Annotated in this window: 21 protein-coding genes; 10 read left to right on the top strand and 11 right to left on the bottom strand. The window is 69.2% G+C overall.

The window, feature by feature from the left end; all coding sequences use genetic code 11:
* Positions 1-4 precede the first annotated feature (4 nt).
* The 3 genes from BLT64_RS08365 to BLT64_RS08355 are packed head-to-tail and all read left to right on the top strand — an operon-like array spanning position 5 to position 2,378.
* Positions 5-445 (top strand): RidA family protein, encoded by a 441-nt coding sequence (locus BLT64_RS08365; RefSeq protein WP_011749011.1) that lies wholly within the window; start codon positions 5-7, stop codon positions 443-445.
* Positions 445-1,200, top strand: a complete 756-nt coding sequence (locus BLT64_RS08360; protein WP_011749010.1) for a glycerophosphodiester phosphodiesterase family protein — start codon at positions 445-447, stop codon at positions 1,198-1,200. The genes BLT64_RS08365 and BLT64_RS08360 overlap by 1 nt, the downstream gene beginning before the upstream one ends.
* A gap of 32 nt (positions 1,201-1,232) precedes the next feature.
* On the top strand, positions 1,233-2,378 hold the full coding sequence (locus tag BLT64_RS08355; RefSeq protein ID WP_041530305.1) for a GNAT family N-acetyltransferase: 1,146 nt from the start codon (positions 1,233-1,235) through the stop codon (positions 2,376-2,378).
* Here BLT64_RS08355 and BLT64_RS08350 read toward each other — a convergent pair.
* Both BLT64_RS08350 and BLT64_RS08345 read right to left on the bottom strand, forming a co-directional pair.
* Complete coding sequence (locus tag BLT64_RS08350) at positions 2,365-3,162, bottom strand: TIGR02186 family protein (protein WP_011749008.1); 798 nt, start codon at positions 3,160-3,162, stop codon at positions 2,365-2,367. The two genes, BLT64_RS08355 and BLT64_RS08350, sit on opposite strands and share 14 nt — an antisense overlap.
* On the bottom strand, positions 3,159-4,082 hold the full coding sequence (locus BLT64_RS08345) for a sulfite exporter TauE/SafE family protein (RefSeq protein WP_011749007.1): 924 nt from the start codon (positions 4,080-4,082) through the stop codon (positions 3,159-3,161). The genes BLT64_RS08350 and BLT64_RS08345 overlap by 4 nt, the downstream gene beginning before the upstream one ends.
* Positions 4,083-4,273: 191 nt before the next feature.
* Here BLT64_RS08345 and surE point away from each other — a divergent pair, with 191 nt between their 5' ends.
* Genes surE through BLT64_RS08330 form a run of 3 tightly spaced genes read left to right on the top strand, consistent with a single transcriptional unit; the run spans position 4,274 to position 6,928 of the window.
* The gene (gene surE, locus BLT64_RS08340) at positions 4,274-5,068 is read left to right on the top strand and encodes a 5'/3'-nucleotidase SurE (RefSeq protein ID WP_011749006.1); all 795 of its coding nucleotides are present in this window, start codon (positions 4,274-4,276) and stop codon (positions 5,066-5,068) included.
* A gap of 8 nt (positions 5,069-5,076) precedes the next feature.
* Entirely contained in the window at positions 5,077-5,727 is a 651-nt protein-coding gene (locus BLT64_RS08335) for a protein-L-isoaspartate(D-aspartate) O-methyltransferase (protein WP_011749005.1), read from the top strand.
* Positions 5,728-5,758: 31 nt separating this feature from the next.
* Complete coding sequence (locus BLT64_RS08330; protein WP_011749004.1) at positions 5,759-6,928, top strand: M23 family metallopeptidase; 1,170 nt, start codon at positions 5,759-5,761, stop codon at positions 6,926-6,928.
* A gap of 77 nt (positions 6,929-7,005) precedes the next feature.
* Here BLT64_RS08330 and BLT64_RS08325 read toward each other — a convergent pair whose 3' ends face one another.
* The 9 genes from BLT64_RS08325 to BLT64_RS08285 all read right to left on the bottom strand — a co-directional run bounded on the left by BLT64_RS08325 (position 7,006) and on the right by BLT64_RS08285 (position 16,804).
* A complete protein-coding gene (locus tag BLT64_RS08325; RefSeq protein ID WP_011749003.1) occupies positions 7,006-7,794 on the bottom strand; it encodes a hypothetical protein in 789 nt (262 codons plus the stop codon).
* A 26-nt stretch (positions 7,795-7,820) separates the two neighbouring features.
* Positions 7,821-9,215 carry a TolC family outer membrane protein gene (locus BLT64_RS08320; protein ID WP_011749002.1) on the bottom strand — a complete coding sequence of 465 codons (1,395 nt, stop codon included), beginning with the start codon at positions 9,213-9,215 and terminating at the stop codon, positions 7,821-7,823.
* A gap of 22 nt (positions 9,216-9,237) precedes the next feature.
* Complete coding sequence (locus tag BLT64_RS08315) at positions 9,238-9,891, bottom strand: protein-L-isoaspartate O-methyltransferase family protein (RefSeq protein WP_011749001.1); 654 nt, start codon at positions 9,889-9,891, stop codon at positions 9,238-9,240.
* Between the two features lie 322 nt (positions 9,892-10,213).
* The gene (locus BLT64_RS08310; RefSeq protein ID WP_011749000.1) at positions 10,214-10,633 is read right to left on the bottom strand and encodes a PaaI family thioesterase; all 420 of its coding nucleotides are present in this window, start codon (positions 10,631-10,633) and stop codon (positions 10,214-10,216) included.
* A 67-nt stretch (positions 10,634-10,700) separates the two neighbouring features.
* Positions 10,701-11,066 carry a hypothetical protein gene (locus BLT64_RS08305; RefSeq protein WP_011748999.1) on the bottom strand — a complete coding sequence of 122 codons (366 nt, stop codon included), beginning with the start codon at positions 11,064-11,066 and terminating at the stop codon, positions 10,701-10,703.
* 94 nt (positions 11,067-11,160) lie between these two features.
* Entirely contained in the window at positions 11,161-12,204 is a 1,044-nt protein-coding gene (selD, locus tag BLT64_RS08300; protein WP_011748998.1) for a selenide, water dikinase SelD, read from the bottom strand.
* Positions 12,201-15,299: an efflux RND transporter permease subunit gene (locus tag BLT64_RS08295; protein WP_011748997.1), complete on the bottom strand. Its 3,099-nt coding sequence runs from the start codon at positions 15,297-15,299 to the stop codon at positions 12,201-12,203. Before BLT64_RS08295 ends, selD begins: the two co-directional genes overlap by 4 nt.
* Positions 15,300-15,302: 3 nt before the next feature.
* Complete coding sequence (locus BLT64_RS08290; protein WP_011748996.1) at positions 15,303-16,472, bottom strand: efflux RND transporter periplasmic adaptor subunit; 1,170 nt, start codon at positions 16,470-16,472, stop codon at positions 15,303-15,305.
* Positions 16,473-16,630: 158 nt separating this feature from the next.
* Positions 16,631-16,804 (bottom strand): DUF1674 domain-containing protein, encoded by a 174-nt coding sequence (locus tag BLT64_RS08285; protein ID WP_036751458.1) that lies wholly within the window; start codon positions 16,802-16,804, stop codon positions 16,631-16,633.
* 54 nt (positions 16,805-16,858) lie between these two features.
* On the opposite strand from BLT64_RS08285, the gene BLT64_RS08280 reads away from it, so the two are divergent.
* Genes BLT64_RS08280 through lspA form a run of 4 tightly spaced genes read left to right on the top strand, consistent with a single transcriptional unit; the run spans position 16,859 to position 22,125 of the window.
* Positions 16,859-18,133 carry an RsmB/NOP family class I SAM-dependent RNA methyltransferase gene (locus BLT64_RS08280; protein WP_041529992.1) on the top strand — a complete coding sequence of 425 codons (1,275 nt, stop codon included), beginning with the start codon at positions 16,859-16,861 and terminating at the stop codon, positions 18,131-18,133.
* Positions 18,134-18,163: 30 nt separating this feature from the next.
* Positions 18,164-19,813 carry a heparinase II/III family protein gene (locus tag BLT64_RS08275; RefSeq protein ID WP_011748994.1) on the top strand — a complete coding sequence of 550 codons (1,650 nt, stop codon included), beginning with the start codon at positions 18,164-18,166 and terminating at the stop codon, positions 19,811-19,813.
* A 39-nt stretch (positions 19,814-19,852) separates the two neighbouring features.
* Complete coding sequence (gene purH, locus BLT64_RS08270) at positions 19,853-21,442, top strand: bifunctional phosphoribosylaminoimidazolecarboxamide formyltransferase/IMP cyclohydrolase (RefSeq protein ID WP_011748993.1); 1,590 nt, start codon at positions 19,853-19,855, stop codon at positions 21,440-21,442.
* Positions 21,442-22,125 (top strand): signal peptidase II, encoded by a 684-nt coding sequence (gene lspA, locus BLT64_RS08265; protein WP_011748992.1) that lies wholly within the window; start codon positions 21,442-21,444, stop codon positions 22,123-22,125. Before purH ends, lspA begins: the two co-directional genes overlap by 1 nt.
* The last annotated feature ends 1 nt before the right edge of the window (position 22,126 follow it).

Here is a 22,126-nt window from a genome sequence, read left to right as displayed (position 1 = left end):
TAGCATGTCCATCGAGACGAAACTGGCAGAGCTGGGGATCACGCTGCCCGACGCACCCGCGCCGGCCGCGAATTACGTGCCCTATGTGATCACGGGCAACCTGCTGTTCGTCTCGGGCCAGATCAGCCCGGCCAAGGGCCGCCTGGGCGCCGATCTGGCGGTCGAGGAGGGCGCCGAGGCGGCGCGCGGCTGCGGCCTGGCGCTCTTGGCGCAGGCGCGGGCGGCGCTGGGGTCGCTGGACCGGGTGGTGCGCGTGGTCAAGCTGACCGGCTTTGTCAACTCGACGCCGGAATTCACCGACCAGCCCGAGGTCATCAACGGCTGTTCGAACCTGATGGTCGAGGTGTTCGGCGACAAGGGCCGCCATGCTCGCGCCGCCGTTTCGGCTCCGGCCCTGCCGCGCGGCGTTGCGGTCGAGGTCGAGGCGATCTTCGAGTTCGCCTGATGCGCCTTGCCCCGGATTTCCTGCGCTTGCCCATCGCTCATCGTGGGCTGCACGGGCCGGGCGTGCCGGAAAACAGCATGGCGGCGTTCCGCGCCGCCATCGCTGCCGGCTACGGCATCGAATGCGACATCCAGCGCGCCTCGGACGGCACGGCGCTGGTCTTTCACGACGACGACCTGCCGCGCCTGACCGGGGCCGAGGGGCTGGTCAGCGCCCTGGGCATCGACGCCTTGTCGCAATTGCGCATCATGGGCAGCGCCGAACCCATCCCGACGCTTGCCGAATTGTTGGACGAGGTTGCGGGCAGGGTGCCGCTGCTGATCGAGATCAAGGACCAGAGCCTGCGCATCTCGGCCGAGGTCGGCGATCTGCAGGCCGAGGTGGCGCGGCTGCTTTCCGGCTATGACGGGCCGGTCGCGGTCATGTCCTTCAACCCGCATGCGGTGGCGGCCTTCCATGCCGCGGCGCCGGGGGTGACGGTGGGGCTGACCACCTGCGGCTATGAGGCCTGGGACTGGCCGATGCTGGACGAGGCCACCCGCGCGCATCTGGCGGCGATCGCCGATTTCGACCGCGTCGGGGCCAGCTTCATCTCGCATGACCGCACGGACCTGGACAATCCGGCGGTGGCGGCGCTGAAGGCGCGGGGCGTGCCGGTGCTGTGCTGGACCGTGTGTTCGCCCAAGGAAGAGGCGATTGCCCGCCGCGTGGCCGACAATATCACATTCGAGCATTACCTGCCCGCCAAGCCCTGACAATCGCCGCGCCCGCGCCTATGTTTCCCGCCATGAGCGAGCTTGCCGTTTCCGTCCTGCCTGCGATTTCCGGGATCGACGCCGCCGAATGGGACGGCTGCGGGGCGGGCGCCAATCCCTTTACCACGCATCGCTTCCTGTCGGCGCTGGAGCAATCCGGCTCGGTCGGCGACGAAACCGGCTGGCACCCCAGCCATCTGGTCGCGCGGCTGGACGGGCAGGTCGCGGGCGTCGCACCCTGCTATGTCAAGACCCACAGCCAGGGCGAATACATCTTTGACCACGGCTGGGCGCAGGCCTATGAGCGCGCGGGCGGGCGCTATTATCCCAAGCTGCAATGTGCCGTGCCCTTTACCCCGGTCAGCGGGCCGCGGCTGATCGCCTCCAGCCCGGCGGTGCAGCGCGCGCTGCTGGCGGCCATGGCGCAATTCGCGCAGCAATCGGGCCTTTCGGGCGCGCATGTCACCTTCTGCACCGAGGCCGAGGCGCAATTGGGCGAGGCGGCCGGCTTTCTGCCCCGCGCCAGCGAACAGTTCCACTGGCTGAACCAGGGCTATGAAAGCTTCGACGACTTCCTGGCGCAACTGTCCTCGCGCAAGCGCAAGGCGATCCGCAAGGAACGCGAGCGGGCGCAGGCCTTCGGTGGCAGCATCCGCAGTCTGACCGGGGACCAGATCCGGCCCGGGCATTGGGACGCCTTCTGGACCTTCTACCAGGATACCGGCGGGCGAAAATGGGGCCGGCCCTATCTGACGCGCGCCTTTTTCGACATCCTGCACCACACCATGCGCGACGACTGCCTGCTGATCCTGGCCGAGCGCGACGGCCGCCCCATCGCCGGGGCGCTGAACCTGATCGGGCGGGACGCGCTTTACGGCCGCTACTGGGGCTGCGTCGAGGACCACCCCTTCCTGCATTTCGAACTGTGCTATCACCAGGCCATCGACTGGGCCATCGCCCATGGCATTCCCCGCGTCGAGGCCGGGGCGCAGGGCGAACACAAGCTGGCCCGCGGCTACATGCCCAGCCAGACCCATTCGCTGCATTGGGTTGCGGATCGCGGCTTTCACGGCGCCATCGCCGATTACCTGCAACGCGAGCGCGAGGCCGTCGGCGAGGAAATGGCGATCATGGCCGAGATGGGGCCGTTCCGTCGCGGCGAGGTCAGGGACGCTTGACCAGCCGGAACGCGGCCGAGGCGGCCCAGCCCGCCGCCACCGCGATCGCCAGCGACATGATGCCGTAGATGAAGGGCTGCTCCAGCGCCAGGCGATAGAGCCAGCGTTCCAGCCCGACCTTGCGCACCTCGATGGGCGCGCGGAAGGTGTCGATGACCTGGCCGTCGCGCAACAGGAAGATGCGTGTGCTGTAGAAGCCCTCGACCAGGTTCGCGGGCAGGCGGACGTCGGCGCGGAACAACGTCTGTTCGGCCAGCCGCACCGTGCCGTCGTCCTGGCGGTAAAGCCCGTTGGCCTGACGCAGGCGGATCAGCGCCGCGGTATAGGGCACGGCGTCCTCGACCTCCATCGGTCCGGCAAAGGCGCGCATCGCCAGCGGAATCGAGACGCGGTAACGCTGGTCCTCGGCCGGGGGCAGGATCAGGTGCAGCGGCCGGGTCGTCGCCACGGCATAGAAGCTGGGCGCCGAGCCGATGCTGACCCGGCCGGTATTGATCCAGATGCCCAGCCGGCGTTCCTTGTGGCGCACGGTCAGGGTCTGGGCCGGGCCCTCGACCGCGACGATCACGTCCAGCGGGTGGCCCTGCGGAATGCGTGTCTCGCGCTTGATGGCGCCATAGATGATGATCTCGGAGCCGTCGAAGCTGGTGGTGATGTCCACGTCGTCCCGCGACAGCCCGGCGACGATCTGCTCGGAGGGCGGGGCAGGGGCCGGCGCCTGCTGCGCGGCCAAGGGCAGGGCCAGCAGCATCAGGGCCAGCAGCGGGGCAAATGCGCGTCTCATCGCAATATCCCCGGCGTGATCGAGTAAAGCTCGTCCGGGCGCAGGAACAGGTCCAGCGCCAGCCTGCCGCAGACGGCCAGCACCAGAAGCGCCAGCAGGATGCGCAACTGCTCGGCCCGCAGCCGCGCGCCCAGATGGGTGCCGATTTGCGCCCCGGTGACCCCGCCGACGATCAGAAGCACCGCCAGCATCACGTCCACCGTGTTCGACGAGACCGCATGCATCAGCGTGGTATAGGCCGACAGGAATGTGATCTGGAACAGCGAGGTGCCGATGACCACCTTGGTCGGCATGCCCAGCAGATAGATCATCGCCGGCACCATGATGAAGCCGCCGCCGACGCCCATGAGCGCACCCAGAACGCCCACCGCGGCGCCGACCAGCAGCACCGGGATCGAGCTGATGTAAAGCCCCGAGGCGCGGAACTTCATCTTCAGCGGCCATTTGTGGACCCAGCCGTGCTGGTGGCGGCGCATCGGCTTGATCGGCCCGCTGCGGCGCGCGCGATGCAGCGCGCGCAGGCTTTCCTGAAGCATCATCGCGCCGATGAGCCCCAGGAAGACGACATAGCAAAGCTGCACCACCAGGTCGACCTGGCCCAGCCGCGACAGCAGGTTGAACAGCAACACCCCTGCGGACGAGCCGACAAGGCCCCCGGCCAGCAAGACCCAGCCCATGCGGAAATCCACGGTCTTGCGCTTGACATGCGCCAGCACGCCGGAAAAGGACGAGGCCACGACCTGATTGGCGCCGGTCGCCACCGCGATAGCCGGCGGAATGCCGATGAAGAACAGCAGCGGCGTGATCAGGAAACCGCCGCCAACCCCGAACAGGCCGGACATCAGCCCGACGATGCCGCCAAGACCGATCAGCGTCAGCGCATTGACCGCCACTTCGGCGATGGGAAGATAGATCTGCATGTCCTGCCCGGCTTATTGCCTTGTTCCGATGCTGCCCCGGCAACAGCCCTGCGTCAAACGCTTCCATGGCTCTTCCGGCGGGTTGTCGCAAGGCTGTGGCGCGGATAAAGCAGATGTGACAGGCAGATAACGGCGAGAGGCGCGGGCGGCGCGGACAACGCCCCCGGCGCGGCGGCCGGACAGGGAAAAGCATGCGCATTCTGATCACCAACGACGACGGCATCAACGCTCCGGGGCTCGAGACGCTGGAGGCGATCGCGACCGAAGTCGCTGGACCTGCGGGCGAGGTCTGGACCGTCGCCCCGGCCTTCGAGCAATCGGGCGTCGCGCATTGCATCAGCTACGTTCACCCGACGCTGATCGCCGAGCTGGGGCCGCGCCGCTTTGCCGCTGAGGGCACGCCGGCCGATTGCGTGCTGGCCGCCATCGCCGACGTGATGCGGGACAACCCGCCGGACCTGGTGCTGTCGGGCGTGAACCGCGGCAACAATTCGGGCGAGAACGTGATGTATTCCGGCACCGTGGGCGGTGCGATGGAGGCGGCGTTGCAGGGCCTGCCCGCCATCGCCCTGTCGCAATACATGGGAAGCCGCACCGCGGTGCTGGACGATCCGTTCCAGGCGGCGCGGATGCACGGGCCGCGGCTGATCCGGCAATTGCTGGATTACGGCGACTGGACCTCGGACGAGGATTTCCGGCTGTTCTACAACATCAACTTCCCGCCCTGCGACGCGGGCTCGGTCAAGGGCACGCGGGTGGCGCCGCAGGGCCGGCGCCAGGGCGTGCGCTTCGAGGTCGAGCCCTATCACGCGCCGAACGGGCGGCGGTTCCTGTGGGTGCTGGGCGGCTCGCAGACCGCCGAGGCCACGCCGGAGAGTGACGTGGACGCAAATATGCGCGACTATATCTCATTGACGCCGATGCGGCCGGACCTGACCTGCCACAAGACCCTGGCCGAACTGCGCGGCGTTCTCGAAGAGGGCTGAACCTGGGCATGAGCGACGATCCCGAGACTGCCGAACGCAAGATGCGCTTCCTGTTCGCGCTGCGGCAGCGCGGGGTCACCGATCCGCGGGTGCTGGAGGCGATGGAGCGCATCGACCGCGGCGAATTCGTGCGCGGCCATTTCGAGGATCGCGCCTATGACGACACGCCCTTGCCCATTCCCTGCGGGCAGACCATCAGCCAGCCTTCGGTCGTGGGGCTGATGACCCAGGCGCTGGAGGTGGGGCCGCGCGACAAGGTGCTGGAGATCGGCACCGGCTCGGGCTACCAGGCGGCGGTGCTGTCGCTCTTGTGCCGGCGGGTCTATACCATCGACCGCCACCGCCGGCTGGTGGCCGAGGCCGAGGCGCTGTTTCGCCACCTGGGCCTGCCCAACATCACGGCGCTGGTGGGCGACGGTTCGCGCGGGCTGCCCGAGCAGGCGCCCTTTGATCGCATCATGGTGACGGCGGCGGCCGAGGATCCGCCGGGGCCGCTCTTGGCGCAGTTGAAGATCGGCGGTATCATGGTGGTGCCGGTCGGGCAGTCGGATGCGGTCCAGACCCTGATCCGCGTGCGCCGCGGCGAAAACGGCTTTGACTATGACGAATTGCGGCAGGTGCGCTTCGTGCCGCTGGTCGAGGGGTTGGGACAGACATGACCCCCGGCTATCCAGAGTGAGGAACGGGCAGATGATCAAGATCAGGCAGTTGGCGATGCTCGCCGGCGCTGCGGTGGCTTTGGTGTCATGCGGGCCGCAGGGTGGCTTGGATTTCAGCAATTTCGACCCCGACCTGCGCCGCTGGGGCGGCGGCGGGTTGGAAACCGCCCAGGCCGCGGCGCGGGCCCAGCCTCGGCCGGCCCCCGACCAGCGCGGCGTGATCTCCTATCCCGGCTATCAGGTCGCCATCGCGCGGCAGGGGGATACCGTGGCGACGATTGCTGCGCGGCTGGGGCTGAACGCGGCCGAACTGGCCAGATACAATGCCATCGAGGCCAATACCGTGCTGAACCCCGGGGCGGTGGTCGCCCTACCGCGCCGCGTTGCTGCCGGGGCTCCTGCGGCGGCGCCCATCGTGTCGTCGACCGGGCAGGTCAGCGATCCCTTTGCCGGCCAGGGGATCAAGCAGCCGAACGTGCCCGCGGCCTCGGGCGCCGGAGCGGTGACGTCGCAGACCCTGCCGGCCGCAAGCCAGCCCAAGCAGCATGTCGTGGCGGCGGGCGAGACGGCCTGGTCCATCGCGCGCAAATACAACGTCTCGGTGAACGACCTGGCCCAGTGGAACGGGCTGACGCAGGATATGACCCTGCGCACCGGCCAGCGCCTGCTGATCCCCGTCGCCGGGCAAAGCCGCCCCGCCACGGCGGCCGTCACCGCGCCCGGAACGGGCAGCCCGACGCCGAGCCCGCCGTCTTCGGCCCAGCCGTTGCCGAACGAGAAGACGCAGCCCGCCGCGAGCCCGGTGGACAAGCCGGCCGGCCCCGATCTGGGCAAGACCCGCACCGCCGCCTCGGGCAGCGGCAAGTTCCGCATGCCCGCCAATGGCGCGATCATCCGCACCTATCAGAAGGGCAAGAACGACGGCATCGACATTGCTGCCGCGCCGGGCAGCACCGTTGCAGCCGCCGGTAGCGGCACCGTCGCCGCGATCACCCGCGACACCGACCAGGTGCCGATCATCGTCGTTCGGCACGACGGCAACCTGATGACCGTCTATGCCGGCCTCGAGGATGTCGCCGTGACCAAGGGCCAGACGGTCAGCGCTGGCACCCCGCTGGGCAAGACCCGCAACCAGGGCGTCGTGCATTTCGAGGTGCGCAACGGTTTCGACAGCGTCGATCCCGAGAAATACCTGAACTAGCCTGCCGGGATCCTTCTTTCGGTCCCGGGGCCGGCAAGCTGCCAGCCGGACGGTTTTGCCGGCCCGGTGCGGCGTGCTCAGTCCCGCTCGCACATCTGGCGCAGGGCCATTTCGATCTCGTGACGGATCATCTGTTGCAGGTTGCGGCTGAGCCGGTCGCCGATTTCGCCCTGAAGTTCCTGCCGGATCGCCTCGCGGATCATGCCGCGCAGATGGGTGCCCTTTGGCGCATCCTGGTCCTGCGGTGCGAAAAGACGCGGCTCGCCATTGTCGCAGGCGATGGCCTCGGCGGCCCGAGCGGCGGCGGCGGGATTGATCGGGGTCGCGGAAGCATTCGCGTGCAGCATGGTTTCCTCCAATTGCGGGGTGGCGGCGGTCGGCGCCGGCGAAGAAGACTGGGTCGGTCCTGGATCGATGTCGGAAAAAAGCGAGGGCCCGGAGGAACCGGCCGAAGGCTCGGCCATATTCGCCCGGTCGGCATGGGTTGCGCCGATGGCAGCCCCTTTGTCCGGTGGAACGGGCGGCCAGGCATCCAGTCGCCCCGGCTCGGTGGAGTGCAGTTCTGCCGAGGTCTCACCCCTTCCCACCGCCTCGATCCGTGGCACGGGATCGGGCGCGACCAGAGTGCTGTTGTCCAGCACCAAGGGGGTGATTCGCGTCGAAGATGGGGGACGGGCCGGCTGCACCAGCTTGATCGGAGCGGCCGGCGGGCCGTCCTGTTCCGGCAGTCGTCCGTTCAGCGCCGGGTTCTGGATCCGGCATCCCGCTCCGTCCTGCGCGATGAGCCGCCGGATCGAGGCCAGCACGTCGCCGACATTGTCCGATCCGGGCGAGGGGACCGGATGGCGCATCGCTTCATGTTGCATGATGCGCCCCCGGATCGCGGGCGGTGTCAGTCCCTGCCGATCGCGCGCAACACGCGGTCGAGGCTTTCGCCCTGCCTGCTGGTATAGGGTGCGTCCTGCACCGCATTGTAATAGGCCGATGGGTCATAGGTCGGTATCCCCAGTTTCAGGTTTTCCACCGTCAACAGACCCATAGCAGCCAGAAGTTGATAATGTGCTAATTGCAGATTGGCCTCTGCCGAAATCTTGTCGGCCCGCGCTTCGAGCAGCGATTGCTCGGCATCCAGCACGTCCAGAGTGGTGCGAGCGCCCAGCGTCGCCTCCTCGCGCACGCCTTCGTAGGCCTGCTGCGCGGCGACGATCTGCTCGTCGATGGCGCGGATCTGTGCCCGCGCCACATCGATTCCCGCCCAGGCCCGGCCGACCGCTTCGTCGACCTGGCGCGAAACCTGAAGCAGTCCCGCCCGCGCCTCGTCCCGCCGCGCCATCGCCTTGCGATGGGCCGAGGGCAGGCGCCCGCCGGAATAAATCGTCTGCGACAGGCTGAGCGAGGCGCCAAGGCTGTTGCGGGTCGATTCCTGACCCTGGATCGAAAGCTCGTGCGAGCGGCCGATGCTGGCCTGGCCGCTCAGCGTCGGATTGCGCTCGGCGGCAGCGGCGGCGACGCCCAGTTCGGCGGCAGCAGCCAGGCGCTGTGCCTGCGAGATCGCGGGATGGCTGCGCTGGCCGATCTGCCGTGCCGTCTCCAGCGAGGCGGGCAGCGACGGGGTGGGCGGCGGCGGATCGAGCTGGCCAGGCGCCCGGCCGGTCGCGGCCCGATAAACCTCGCGCGCCACCTCCAGATTGCCTCGTGCGGCCGCGAGGCTGGCGCGCGCCGCGGCCAGGGCGGCATCGGCCTGCGACACGTCGGTCTGAGTGATCTCGCCCACCTCGAAACGATCTGCGGCTGCCTGCTGTTCCTGCCCGATCACGCGCACGGAATTGGATTGCAGATCAACCTGTTCGGTCGCGCTGCGCACATCCAGATAGGCCTGGACCGCGCCCAGAAGCACGTCCTGTTCGACGCCCACCAGCGCGGCGCGAGTGGCCAGCACGGTTTCCTTGGCGGCGTCGATGGCGATGGCGTTGCGACCCCAGTCGTAAAGCGTGATCTGGGCTTGCAGGCCGATGCTGGTCGAGCGGCCGATCGCCAGGCCGTTGATCTTCTGGAAACTGTGCTCGGCGATCCATTGCACAACGGGGCGCAATTGCGCCAGGGCGGTCGCCGCATCCTCGTCCGCGGCGCGCAGGACGGCGCGGTTCTGCTCCAGCAATGCCGAATGGCGATAGGCTGCGACCATGGCATCGGCCAGCGATTCGGCGCTTGCCGGAACGGCCGTCGCGCCAGCGAACAGGGCCGCGATCAGCGGGCGCCGCAGTGTTCTCAGCGTTTTGCGAAACATGCCATGGCCTTTCCTGTCGGCATCACAAGACGAAGCCCCGCGGGCGCGCAAAGCCCGGCAGCAGCGGGGCGACGGCATTGAAGGCAAAGCGCCAGTTCACGCGCCCGTCCAGCTTGTGGCCAAGGCGGACGATGCCCAGATTGCCCTCGCGGAACAGGGCGACGATGCGGCCGCCCTCGCGCAGTTGCTCGGTCAGCGCCTCGGGCACCTGCTCGACCGCGCCTTCGATCAGGATGGCGTCATAGGGGGCCTGGCCGGGGCAGCCCTCGGCCAGCGCGCCCTGGACGACGGCGACGTTGAACACGTCCTGCGCGGCCAGCCGGCCTTCCGCCTCGGCAGCCATCGCGGCATCCTCCTCGACGGCGACGACGGCCTCGGCGATGCGGGCCATGACCGCGGCGGAATAGCCGTAGCCGCAGCCGACATCCAGAACCAGGTCGCCGTTCTGCAGGTTCAGGATATCCATCATCTTGCCCAGCGTGCGCGGCTCCAGCAGCACGCGGCCGGGGGCAAGGTCGATATTGTTGCCGACATAGGCGACATCCCGGCGCGATTCGGGGACGAACTGCTCGCGCGGGACGTTCAGCATCGCCTCGATCACGGGATAGCTGGTCACTTCGTTCGGACGAACCTGAGTATCGACCATCATGGTGCGGCGCTGCGCGAAATCGGTCATTTATGCGAACCCTGCTCTCGGTTGGCTTTGTGCTCTCTTGCCACGAAAATCCGATGCGGGCAACGGCGCCGGAGGTTCTTGCCGCGACGGTGTGGCCGTGGCGGGTCAGCGGGCACGAGCGGCCATCCGTTTCCCCGCTACCGCCTGTTGCGCCGCCTGTTTCGGCGCTGGAGGCGGGATTCCCCATCAACCGCCTTTTCCGCGCCGGCCACGACCATGCTGCCCATGCCTGCCAAGATGCTCTGCGAGGCGCTGTTTCCTTTCCGAAAATGCGGCCCTGCGGTGCGGCAAAGTGGCGCGACCATCGGTCCGGCGAAACGGATCAGGCCGGCTCCTTCCATTCCAGCACCAACTGGGTTTGGATCACCACGGCGGCGAGCTTGCCGTCGCTGCGCAGGATATCGGTCTGCCAGATCATCGTGGTCCGGCCCAGGTGCAGCGGCCGGGGTCGCGCCTCGGCCACGTCGCCCAGCCGAATCGGCCGCAGGAAATTCGTCTTGCTCTCCAGCGTGGTCGTGGCGGCGCCGGGCGGCAGGCGCAGATGGGTGGCGGTGCCGGCGGCGTGATCGGCCAGACTCATGATCGCGCCGCCATGCAGCACGCCGTTGCGATTGGTCAGCGTCCGCGTCACCGGCATGCGCAGGATGACCTCGTCCAGGGTTGCCGCAACCACCTCCATCCCCAGCGATTCGGAATAGGGCGAATGCGCCTCGATGGCGGCGGGCATCTGGCTGTCGTTCATCACGCTCCCCTTGTTTGCCCGCATCTTCGGCGGCGGGAGGGGCGGCGTCAATCGCCCGTCGTGCTGGTCAGCAGGCCGGGACGGGTTCGGGGCGCCCGGCAAGGTCGAGGCCGCGGGCGGTGGGCGGCTGCCAGGTCCTGGTGGCATGATGCGCGCCCGAGGGGTTGGTGCCGATCTGCGACCCGCCGGTGCCGCCGGTCCAGCCGGTCGAGCCGGAATTGTCCGGTGCCGTGCCGTCGGTCGAGGCGGTCTGGGGTGTCGCGGGTTCGGCCATGCCGGCCGCAGGCGGGCATTCCCCGGCAGGGGCGGCGGTGGCGACGGCCTGCGCCGGCTTGGGCGCGTCGGCCGGGGCGGTCTGGGCCGAAAGCGGCGCGGCCAGGCAGGCCAGCGCAAGGCTTAGGGCCAGCGAGGGCAGTGAGGGAAACTGGGGCATGGGCTGCGTCCTCCTGCGCCCCAACGCCCGCCACTGCGCCGGGTTCCGCATGGCCCCGGCTTCACCGTTTCCCAAATACTCGAGAATCCCGGCGCTATTCGACCGAGATACCCGCAACCCCCTGCTCGGCATGGCCGACGATGGCCGCCAGCGGGAAACCCGCATCGCGGATGAAATCCAGCACCTCGCCGGCCGCCTCGGGCGCGCAGGCGACCAGCAGCCCGCCCGAGGTCTGCGGATCGGTCAGCAGCGCCCGCTGCCACAGGGGCAGGCCCTCGGGCAGCGCCACCTCGGCGCCGTAGGCGGCCCAGTTCCGGGTCGAGGCGCCGGTGACGAAGCCTGCCTCCGCCAGCTCTGCCGCCCGCGACAGAAGCGGCAGGTCCGTGAGCCGCAGCCGCAGCCGCAGCCGGGCGCCGCGGGCGATCTCCAGCCCGTGGCCCAGGATGCCGAAGCCGGTCACGTCGGTGATGGCATGGACATCGGCGCGCTTTGCCAGATCGGCGCCGACCCGGTTGAGCGTCGTGGCCGATGCGACCATCTCGGCCACGCCGGCCTCGTCCAGCGCGCCTTTCTTGATCGCGGCGGAATAGATGCCGACGCCCAGCCCCTTGGTCAGGATCAGCGCGTCGCCCGGCCGCGCATCGGCATTGCGGCGCAGCTCGGACGGATGGCAAAGCCCGATCACCGCCAGGCCATAGATCGGCTCGGGCGCGTCGATGGAATGGCCGCCGGCGACGGGGATGCCGGCCTGATGGCAGATCTCGCGCCCGCCCTCCAGGATCTCGCGGATCCGTTCGGGGGCGAGCTTGTCGATGGGCATGCCCAGGATGGCCAGCGCCATGATCGGCCGGCCGCCCATGGCATAGATGTCGGAAATCGCATTGGTCGCGGCGATGCGGCCGAAGGCGCGCGGATCGTCCACCATCGGCATGAAGAAATCGGTGGTGGCGATGACGCAGGTGTTGTCGTCGACCTGCCAGACCGCGGCGTCGTCCGAGGTCTCGGTCCCGACCAGCAACTGCGGAAAAGCCTGCGCCATGGGCTGATCGGCCAGCAATTCGCGCAGGACCGAGGGCGCCAGCTTGCAGCCGCAGCCGCCGCCATGCGCCAGCGAGGTAAGTCTGGGAAGGTCGTTCATGTCCGGGCTCTCCTATCGGTCAGCCGCCGCACGGTAACGTAGAATGCCGGGACCATGAAGATGCCAAGGAAGGTCGCCGCGATCATGCCGCCCATCACCCCGATGCCGATCGAGTTCTGCGCCGCGGCGCCCGCGCCGGTGGCGATGGCCAGGGGCAGCACCCCCAGGATGAAGGCCAGCGAGGTCATCAGGATCGGCCGCAGCCGCAGCCGCGCCGCCTCGACCGCGGCCTCGACGGTGGCCCGGCCCGATTGTTCAAGCTCGCGTGCGAATTCGACGATCAGGATGGCGTTCTTGGCCGCCAGGCCGATGGTGGTCAGGATGCCGACCTTGAAATAGACGTCGTTGGCCTGGCCGAAGGTCAGCGCCGCCACCACCGCGCCCAGGACCCCCACCGGCACCGCCAGCATGACCGAGAACGGGATGGACCAGCTTTCGTAAAGCGCTGCAAGCGACAAGAACACCACCAGTGCCGAGAGCGCGAAAAGCCAGGGCGCCTGGTTGCCCGATTGCCGCTCCTGGTAGGACAGGCCCGTCCAGGCCGTGCCATAGCCGCCGGGAAGCTGCGCCACCAGTTCCTCCATGGCCGCCATCGCCACGCCGGAACTGGCGCTGTCGCTTTGCTGGCCGGTGATCTCGATGGCGTCGATGCTGTCCATGCGCGACAGGCTGGGCTCGACCGGCTCCCAGCGGGTGGTCATGAAGGCGGTAAAGGGCACCATCTCGCCATCGGCGTTGCGGGCATACCAGCTGTCCACGTCCTCGGGTTGCATGCGGTTCGCCGCCGCCCCCTGCACGACCACCGGGCGCAGCTGCGCGCCAAGCGCGAAATCGTTCACCTCGGTCCCGGCGAAGATGGTCGAGAGCATGGCGTTCACGCCCGACAGGCTGACCCCCAGGCTTTCCGCCTTTTGCTGGTCGATGTCGATCTTCAGCGCCGCCTCGGTCTCGGTGCCGCTGCTTTCGACGCTTTGCAGGCGGGGGTCCTCGGCGGCGGCCAGTTCCAGCGCCTTGGCGGCCTGGGTCAGCGCCTCGGCTCCGCCGCCGGACTGGTCCAGCAGGAACATGCTGAACCCGGCCGCATTGCCCAGCCGGGGGATCGCCGGCGGCTGCAGGAAGGTGATCCGCCCCGCCCGGTGCTTTTCGAAGCGCGCATTGGCACGCGAGGCGACCGCGCTGGCCGCAAGCGCGGGGTCCTTGCGCTGGTCGAAATCGCGCAGCTTGACAAAGACCATGGCCCGGCTTTGCGAGGTGCCCGAAAAGCCGAAGCCCATGGCGACGAAGACCGATTCCACCGCCGCCTTTTCCTCGGTCAGCATGTAGTTCTCGATTTCCTGCACGACGGCGGCGGTCTGCTGCGCGGTCGAGCCCTCGGTCAGGGTGATGCGCGATTGCAGCACGCCCTGGTCCTCGCCGGGGATGAAGGTGGTGTGCATGCGGCCGAAAAGATCGGTCGCGCCGTAGCTGATGGCCGCAAGCAGCAGCATGACCAGCATCGGCCGGCGCAGGCTGCGGCGCACGGTTGCGGAATAGCCGCGCGTCACCCGCTCGAACCCGGCGTTGAACCAGCGGGCGGGGGCAAAGCGCGCCGGGCCGTGGCTTTGCCGCAGAAGGCTGGCGCACATCGCCGGCGTCAGGATCAGCGCCACCAGCAAGGACAGCACCATCGCGGTGATGATCGTGACCGAGAACTGGCGATAGATCACCCCGGTCGAGCCGGGCATGAAGCCCATGGGCAGGAACACCGCCGACAAGACCAGCGCGATGCCGATCAGCGCGCCGCTGATCTGGCCCATGCTCTTTTCCGTGGCCTCGACGGGGCCCAGCCCGTCCTCCTGCATCACCCGCTCGACGTTTTCGACCACGACGATGGCGTCGTCCACCAAAAGGCCGATGGCCAGCACCATCGCGAACATGGTCAGCGTGTTCACCGAATATCCCAGCGCCGCCAGCATGCCGAAGGTGCCCAGCAGAACCACCGGGATGGCGATGATCGGGATCAGCGTCGCCCGCCAGTTCTGCAAGAACAGCAGGATGACCAGGAAGACCAGCCCGATGGCTTCGATCAGCGTGTGATAGACCTTCTCGATCGACAGCTCGACGAAGGGCGCGGTGTCATAGGCGATATGCACCTCGACCCCTTCGGGCAGGGCGTTCTTCAGCCCCTCCAGCGTGGCGCGCACGGCGCTTGCCGTCTCGACCGCATTGGCGCCGGTGGCCAGGTTCACCGCAAAGCCCGAGGCGTTCATGCCGTTGAAGCGCGAATCGCGGCCATATCGGGTCTGGCCGATCTCGACCTCGGCCACGTCGCCCAGGCGCACGGTGGCGCCGTCCTCGCCGGTCTTCAGCAGGATGTTGCGGAAATCCTCGACCGAGGTCAGCTGGCTTTGCGCGGTGATGTTTGCGGTGAATTGCTGGCCCGCCACCACCGGCTGCTCTCCCAGTGCGCCGACCGACACGGTGCTGTTCTGCTGCGCCACGGCGGTGGTCAGGTCCGTGGGCGTCAGCTGGAACTGCGCCAGCCGCAGCGGGTCCATCCAGATCCGCATCGCATAGCCCGAGCCGAAGACGTTGACCCCGCCCACGCCCTCGGTGCGCTTGACCGGGCCCTCGACCACCTGTTCCAGCAGGTTGCCCAGCTCGATGGTGGAATGCTGGCCGGTGGTCGAGACCAGCGAGCCGACCATCAGGATCGACGAGGACGAGCGGGTGACCGAGACGCCGTCGTTCTGGACCGGAGTGGGCAGCCGGCTTTCCACCGAGCGGACCTTGGACTGCACCTCGTTCAGCGCATCGACCGGCTCCACGCTGTCGTCGAAGGTCAGCTCGATGACGCTCCGTCCGGTCGAGGCAGACGAGACGGTATAGAGAAGCCCGTCCAGCCCGGTCAGCGCATCCTCGATCGGCGTGGTGACCGAGTTCTGCACCGCCCGCGCCGTCGCGCCGGAATAGTTGGCGGTGATGCGGATCGTGGTCGGCGCGATGTCGGGATATTGCGAAACCGGCAGGCCGATCAGCGACCAGGTCCCGATCAGCATGGTCACGATGGCCAGCACCCAGGCAAAGACCGGGCGGTGAATGAAGAATTGCGCCATGTCCTAGCCTTCCCCGCGCTCATCGACCTCGCGCACGACGCCCTGGGCGTCGATGGTGACGGGGACGGTGGCGATCTCGGTGCCGGCGCGCAGGTTGTCCAGCCCGTCCACGATCAACTGCTCGCCCGGATTGATGCCCTGGGTGACGATCCAGCTGTTGCGATGGCTGCCCTGTTCGCTCAGCGTGACCTGCTGGGCCTTGCCGTCGCGGGCGACAAAGGCGGTCAGCGTGCCGTCCGAGGCGCGGCTGGTCGCACGCTGCGGCACCAGGACGGCGCGGGTCGTGCCCAGCGTCAGCTTCACGCGCAGGAACTGGCCGGGCAGGATCATCTGGTCGGGATTGTCGAATTGCAGCCGAATCGGCACCGTCCCGGTGGTGGGCGAAACCGTGATGCCGGGGCTGACGATCCGCCCCGCGCCCTGGTATTCCTCGCCGGTCTCCAGGATCAGTTGCGTCCCCACCCCGCCGTTGACGGTCAACTGGCCGGCACTGATGCGCGCCCGGTTGCGCAGCATGCGGGCGCTGGATTCCGACACGTCGACATAGATCGGGTCGAGCTGGGTGATGGTGGTCAGCGATTCGGACTGGCTCGCCGTCACCAGATCCCCGACCGAGACCGCGGCCACATCCGCCACGCCGTCCAGCGGGCTCCTGATCTCGGTGCGCTGCAAGGCCAGCCGCGCCGCATCCCGCGCGGCTTCGGCGGATTTCAGGTCGGCCTCGGCCTGTTTCAGCGCCACCTCGGCATTGGCGCGGTCCACGGCCGAGACGCCCGAGCCCTCCAGCCGGCGATAGCGGGTGACGGTGTTCTGCGCCTGGGTCAGGCTGGCCTCGGCGCCCGCCACGGCGGCCTCGGCTGCGGCCAGCGCTGCGGCCAGGGTCTCGGGGTCCAGCCGGAACAGCACGTCGCCGGCCTTGACCGGCCTGCCCGGATCATAGGCGATTTCAAGAACTTCACCCCCGACCTGCGGCCGGATGCCGGTCTGCTGATAGGCGATGGCGCGGCCGGGCAGGGTGACGGTATAGGGCACGTCCTCCTCGGCGGTGGCCATCACGCCGACTTCGGTCGGACCTTGCGGCCCGCGCCCGCCCGGCCCCTGTTGCGCGAAAGCCTGGCCCGCCAGCAGGATCGCCAGCGCCGCCCATCTTATCATCCCCTGCCCAGAGGCCATCTGCCGTTCCTTGCGGTTTGGTGGTTGGCGCATTGTTTAGACGGCAAACCCCAATGGCAAGTAAACGACCGGCTCACCCCCGATCACGGATTCGCCAGCGGGCCCGGCCTTCACCGTTCTCCAAATACTCAGCCGACCGCGCGCAGGGGCCCGGCATCTCAGAAATCGACGCAGATGCCCTTTTTCTCGTAATCGCCATAGCGCACCGGCTCGGGCCCGTCGCGCCCGCCCAGTTCGACCGGCAGGTCCAGCGGCTTCGCCTTGCGGCGGCGCTCTTCGGCCTCGGCCAGCGCGCGCTGTGCGGCGGGCGGCAGATCCTTGCGGTCGGTCATGGCGGTTTCCCCTGCTTCGCGCTAGACGAAGTCAATCTAGGCAAGAGGCAGGCTTTGAACAAGACGCGCACGCAGGGACAGGCAAGGGACGGGGCAAGATCGGGTGCGCTGCGCCTGCTGGCCGCGGTCGACGATGGCGCGACGCTGGACGAGGCCGGCGCGCTGACCGACCGCCTTGCCCCCGCCGAACGGGCCCGCGCCCGCCGGCTGGCGCTGGAGGTCCTGCGCAGGGCCGATCGGGTCGACCTGCTGCTGGCGCCGATGCTGGCCCGTCGCCCGCGGCCCGAGATCATGCGCATCCTGCGGCTCGCCGCGGTCGAGATGCTGGCCCTGGGCGAGGCGCCGCATGGCGCGGTCAATGCCGCCGTGGCGCTGGCCCGCGCCTCGGGGCGCAAGGGGCAGGCCGCGGCCGGCATGGTGAACGCGGTGCTGCGCAAGATCGCCGGCGCCGCCGAGGCCTGGGCACGGCTTTCGCCGCAGAAGATGCCGTTCTGGCTGCGCGCCCCGGTCGTGGCCGCCTGGGGCGAGGATGCCGCCCGCGCCATCGAGGCCGCGCATGAGGCCGGCGCGGTCCTGGACCTGACGCCCAAGGGCGCGGATTGCCCGGGCGAGGCGCTGCCCACCGGCTCGCACCGGCTGCCCGCCGGCACCCGGGTCTCGGCGCTGCCGGGCTATGCGGAGGGCGACTGGTGGGTGCAGGACGCGGCGGCGGCGCTGGCGGTCCGGGTGCTCGATCCGCAGCCGGGCGAGCGGGTCGCCGACCTTTGCGCCGCGCCGGGCGGCAAGACGCTGCAACTGGCCGCAGCCGGGGCCGAGGTGACGGCGGTGGACATTTCCGAGCTGCGCCTTGCCCGCGTGGCCGAGAACCTGGCGCGCTGCGGCCTCCAGGCCCGGCTGGTCGCGGCGGATGCGCTGGACTGGCGGCCCGACCAGCCGCTGGACGCGGTGCTGCTGGATGCGCCCTGTTCGGCCACCGGCACCATCCGCCGCCATCCCGAACTGCCGCGTATCCGCGACGGCGCCGGCCTTGCCGAACTGACCGGATTGCAGGCCCGGCTGATCGACCATGCGCTGGACCTGCTGAAACCCGGCGGCCGGCTGATCTATGCCACCTGCTCGCTCCTGCCCGCCGAGGGCGAGGATCAGCTTGCCGCCGTTCTTGCCCGCCATCCCGGCCTGGTGGTCGAGCCGCCCCGCGCGCCCGGCGTCGAGCCGGACTGGATCACGCCTCAGGGCGGGCTGCGGCTGCGCCCGGATCTGTGGCCGGAACGCGGCGGTATGGACGGGTTCTTCATCGCGCGCTTGCGAAAATCCGCCGAGCGGACCTAAGGTTGCGCCGTCCTAGTGAATGCGTTGCCCATGACCGATAGCTCCGTCGCGCCCAGGGGGTTTCTGCGCCGCCCCGAACCCAAGGCCATCGGCCATCCCGGTCGCGGCGAGCAGATCGTCGGCGGTGCGCTGCACCTGGGCGGCATCACGCTTTCCGGCGATTTCTTCGCCGCCGACCTGCCGGCCAGCGTCGCGGCCGAGTTGCACGGCTTCGGCTGGCTCGACGACCTTGCGGCCGTGGGCACGCCCCGCGCCCGCGCCATCGCCCAGGACCATGTGCTGCGCTGGCTGCGCCGGCACCGCCAGCCGCAGCCCGAGACGCCGGAATGGGTGCCCGAGGTCACGGGGCGGCGGCTCTTGCGGTGGATCTTCCATGCCGGGATGATCCTGCCGGGCCTGGACCGCGACGGGGCCGAGCCCTATTTCCGCGCCCTCGACCAGCACCTGATCCATTTGCGCGACAGCTGGTATGACAGCGTGGACGGGATCTGCCGGCTCGAAGCGCTGGCGGGGCTGGCCGTCGGCGCCATGTCGCTGCGCGACCGCCAGGCCATGGCGCAGCCGGCCCTGATCGCCCTGGCCGAAGAGGCCGATGCCATGGGCGTCGCCACCCTGTCCGAGGCGCGCTCGCCCGAAACGCTGCTGGAGGCCATGGCGCTGCTGGTCTGGGCGCAGGAGGTGGCCGAGGAGGTGGGGCTGGACTGCCCGTCCGAGCTGCGCGCCACCATCGCCGAGATCGCGCCGATCCTGCGGGCGCTGCGCCATGCCGACGGGGCGCTGCCCGCCTTCCACGGCGGCGGGCGCGGCGCGGCAGGCCGGCTGGACCGCTGCCTGCGCGCGGCCGAGGGCGCGGCGCTGCCTGCGCACGGGCTTGCCATGGGCTTTGCCCGCATGGCGCGGGCGCGCACGACGCTGATCCTGGATGCCGCGCCGCCCCCGGGCGGTCCGGCGGCGGTGCGCGCCCATGCCTCGACGCTGGCCTTCGAGCTGACCGTGGCGCGCCAGCCCCTGATCGTGAATTGCGGCCCCGGCGACGGCTTCGGCCCGCTTTGGGCCCGGGCCAGCCGCGCCACGCCCTGCCATTCGGCGTTGTGCCTTGCCGGCCTGTCCTCGTCGCGGCTGAACCCGAACCGGCAGGAGGGCGAGCCCGACATCCTGACCGAACGTCCCGATCTGGTCTGGGCCGGCGATTGCGATGCGCTGGGCAACCTGACCGCCCCGGATTGCGGTCCGGCGCATTCGCCCGAATCCGCGCATCTGCTGGCCGGCCATGACGGTTGGCTGGCCAGCCACGGGCTGACCCACCTGCGCGAGCTTTGGCTGGATCCCGACGGCATGGGGTTGCGCGGCGAGGATTCGCTGGCGGCGCTGGATGCCAGCGCGCAGGCCCGGCTGGACCAGGTCCGCCCCGAAGAGGGGCTGGCCTTCGACATCCGCTTCCACCTGCACCCCGAGATCGAGGCCCGCCAGCAGGGGCATGAGGTGCATCTGACCCTGCCCAATGGCGAAGAATGGCTGTTCGCCCATGACGGGGTGGGGCAGTTGCGGCTGGAGGCGTCCTGCCTGCTAGACCGTGCCCTGGCCGAGCCTCGTCCCTCGCGCCAGATGGTGATTTCCGCCCATCTGCTGGGCCGGGCCATCCAGATCGGCTGGACCTTGGCGCGTTCCGAGGGTAGGTGACGGGCCAAATCCGCCATCCATCCCACGGGGCACCGACCGATGACCGACCGCATTCCGCTGAAGCGCGCGCTGATTTCCGTTTCCGACAAGACCGGGCTGGTCGATTTCGCGCGGGCGCTTTCCGCGCGGGGCGTCGAGATCCTGTCCACCGGCGGCACGGCCAAGACGCTGCGCGAGGCGGGGCTGAGCGTGGTGGACGTTGCCGACGTGACCGGCTTTCCCGAGATGATGGACGGCCGCGTCAAGACGCTCCACCCGGTGGTGCATGGCGGCCTTCTGGCGCTGCGCGACAATGACGAGCACATGGCGGCTGCGAAATCGCACAGGATCGGCATGATCGACCTGCTGGTCGTGAACCTTTATCCGTTCGAGGCGACGGTGGCCAAGGGCGCCGCCTATGACGACTGTATCGAGAACATCGACATCGGCGGCCCGGCGATGATCCGCGCTGCCGCCAAGAACCACGCCTTCGTGACGGTCGTGGTCGATGTCCAGGATTACGCCGCCGTGCTGGCCGAGCTTGACGCCAACGACGACCGCACCGGCCTGGCCTTCCGCCAGCGGCAGGCGCAGATCGCCTATGCAAGGACGGCCGCCTATGACGCCGCGGTCTCGACCTGGATGGCGGGTGCGATCGGCGAAGAGACCCCGCGCCGCCGCAGCTTTTCGGGCCAGCTCGCGCAAAGCCTGCGCTATGGCGAGAACCCGCACCAGTCCGCCGCCTTCTACAGGGACGGCTCGGATCGCCCGGGCGTCGCCACCGCGCGGCAATGGCAGGGCAAGGAGCTTTCCTACAACAACATCAACGACACCGACGCGGCTTTCGAACTGGTGGCCGAGTTCGACCCGGCCGAAGGCCCGGCGGTGGCGATCATCAAGCACGCCAACCCCTGCGGCGTCGCGCGGGGCGACAGCGCCGTCGATGCCTACCTGCGCGCCTTCGACTGCGACCGCACCTCGGCCTTTGGCGGCATCATCGCGCTGAACACCACGCTCGACGGCGAGACGGCGCAGGCGATCACCGAGATCTTTACCGAGGTGGTCATCGCCCCCGACGCCACCGACGAGGCGAAGGAAATCTTCGCCGCCAAGAAGAACCTGCGCCTGCTGACCACCGGCGGGCTGCCCGATCCGGCCGCGCCGGGCCTGGCCTTCCGCCAGGTCGCGGGCGGCTTTCTGGTGCAGGGCCGCGACAACGGCCGCATCCTGCGCGCCGACCTGAAGGTGGTGACCAAGCGCCAGCCGACCGATCAGGAACTGGCCGACCTGCTTTTCGCCTGGACCGTGGCCAAGCATGTGAAGTCGAACGCCATCGTCTATGCCCGCGACCTGGCGACCGTCGGCATCGGCGCCGGCCAGATGAGCCGCGTCGATTCGACCCGCATCGGCAAGCGCAAGTCCGAGGACATGGCCGAGGCGCTGGGCCTCGCGCAGGCGCTGACCATCGGTTCCTCGGTGGCCTCTGACGCCTTCTTCCCCTTCGCGGACGGGGTCGAGGCGCTGGCGGCGGCGGGCGCGCGGGCGGTGATCCAGCCCGGCGGCTCGATGCGCGACGCCGAGGTGATCGAGGCCGCCGACCGGCTTGGCCTGGCCATGGTCTTCACCGGCCAGCGGCATTTCCGTCACTGATGGCCGAGACCGCGACCCCCAAGCCGCGGAAAAGCCCGGCGGCCCGGAAGCGGCGCTCGAAAAAGCCGCCGCCGCGTGTCTGGCGCAATGTCTCGCTGGTGGCGGGATTGGTCTTTCTGCTGGACCAGGCGCTGAAATACCTGGTCGTGCATGTGCTGCGGCTGGACCAGCTGCGCGAGATCGACGTGATCGACCCCTGGCTGAACCTGCGCATGGCCTGGAACCAGGGCATGAACTTCGGCCTGTTCGCCAGCGATGTCGAGGTGATGCGCTGGGTGCTGATCGGGATCGCGCTGGCCGTCTGCCTTTGGGTCGGGATCTGGATCGGGCGGGCCAAGCCCTCGCGGTTTGCGCAGGTTTCGGCCGGGTTGCTGATCGGCGGGGCGCTGGGCAACGTCGTGGACCGGCTGACCTATGGCGCGGTCGCGGACTTCCTGAACATGTCGCTGCCGGGCTGGCGCAACCCCTACAGCTTCAACGTGGCCGACATCGCGATCTTCCTGGGCGCGATGGGGCTGGTGCTGCTGCCGCCGGAAAAGAAGCCGGCGGCGAAAAGGCGCAAGACGTCTGCCAGGCCGCGCCCGGCGAAATCCCGCGCGCCCGACGCCCCGTCGGAGCCCGAGGGGCAGGGCGAGCTGGCGCTGGACGACAAGACCCGTGACGAGGCCGGCAATACGCGCTAAG

The organism is Paracoccus denitrificans, from assembly GCF_900100045.1.
In the GTDB taxonomy this organism is placed as follows: domain Bacteria; phylum Pseudomonadota; class Alphaproteobacteria; order Rhodobacterales; family Rhodobacteraceae; genus Paracoccus; species Paracoccus denitrificans.
Note: the sequence above shows the minus strand (reverse complement) of the source record. Positions and strands in the feature narration are given on the sequence as shown.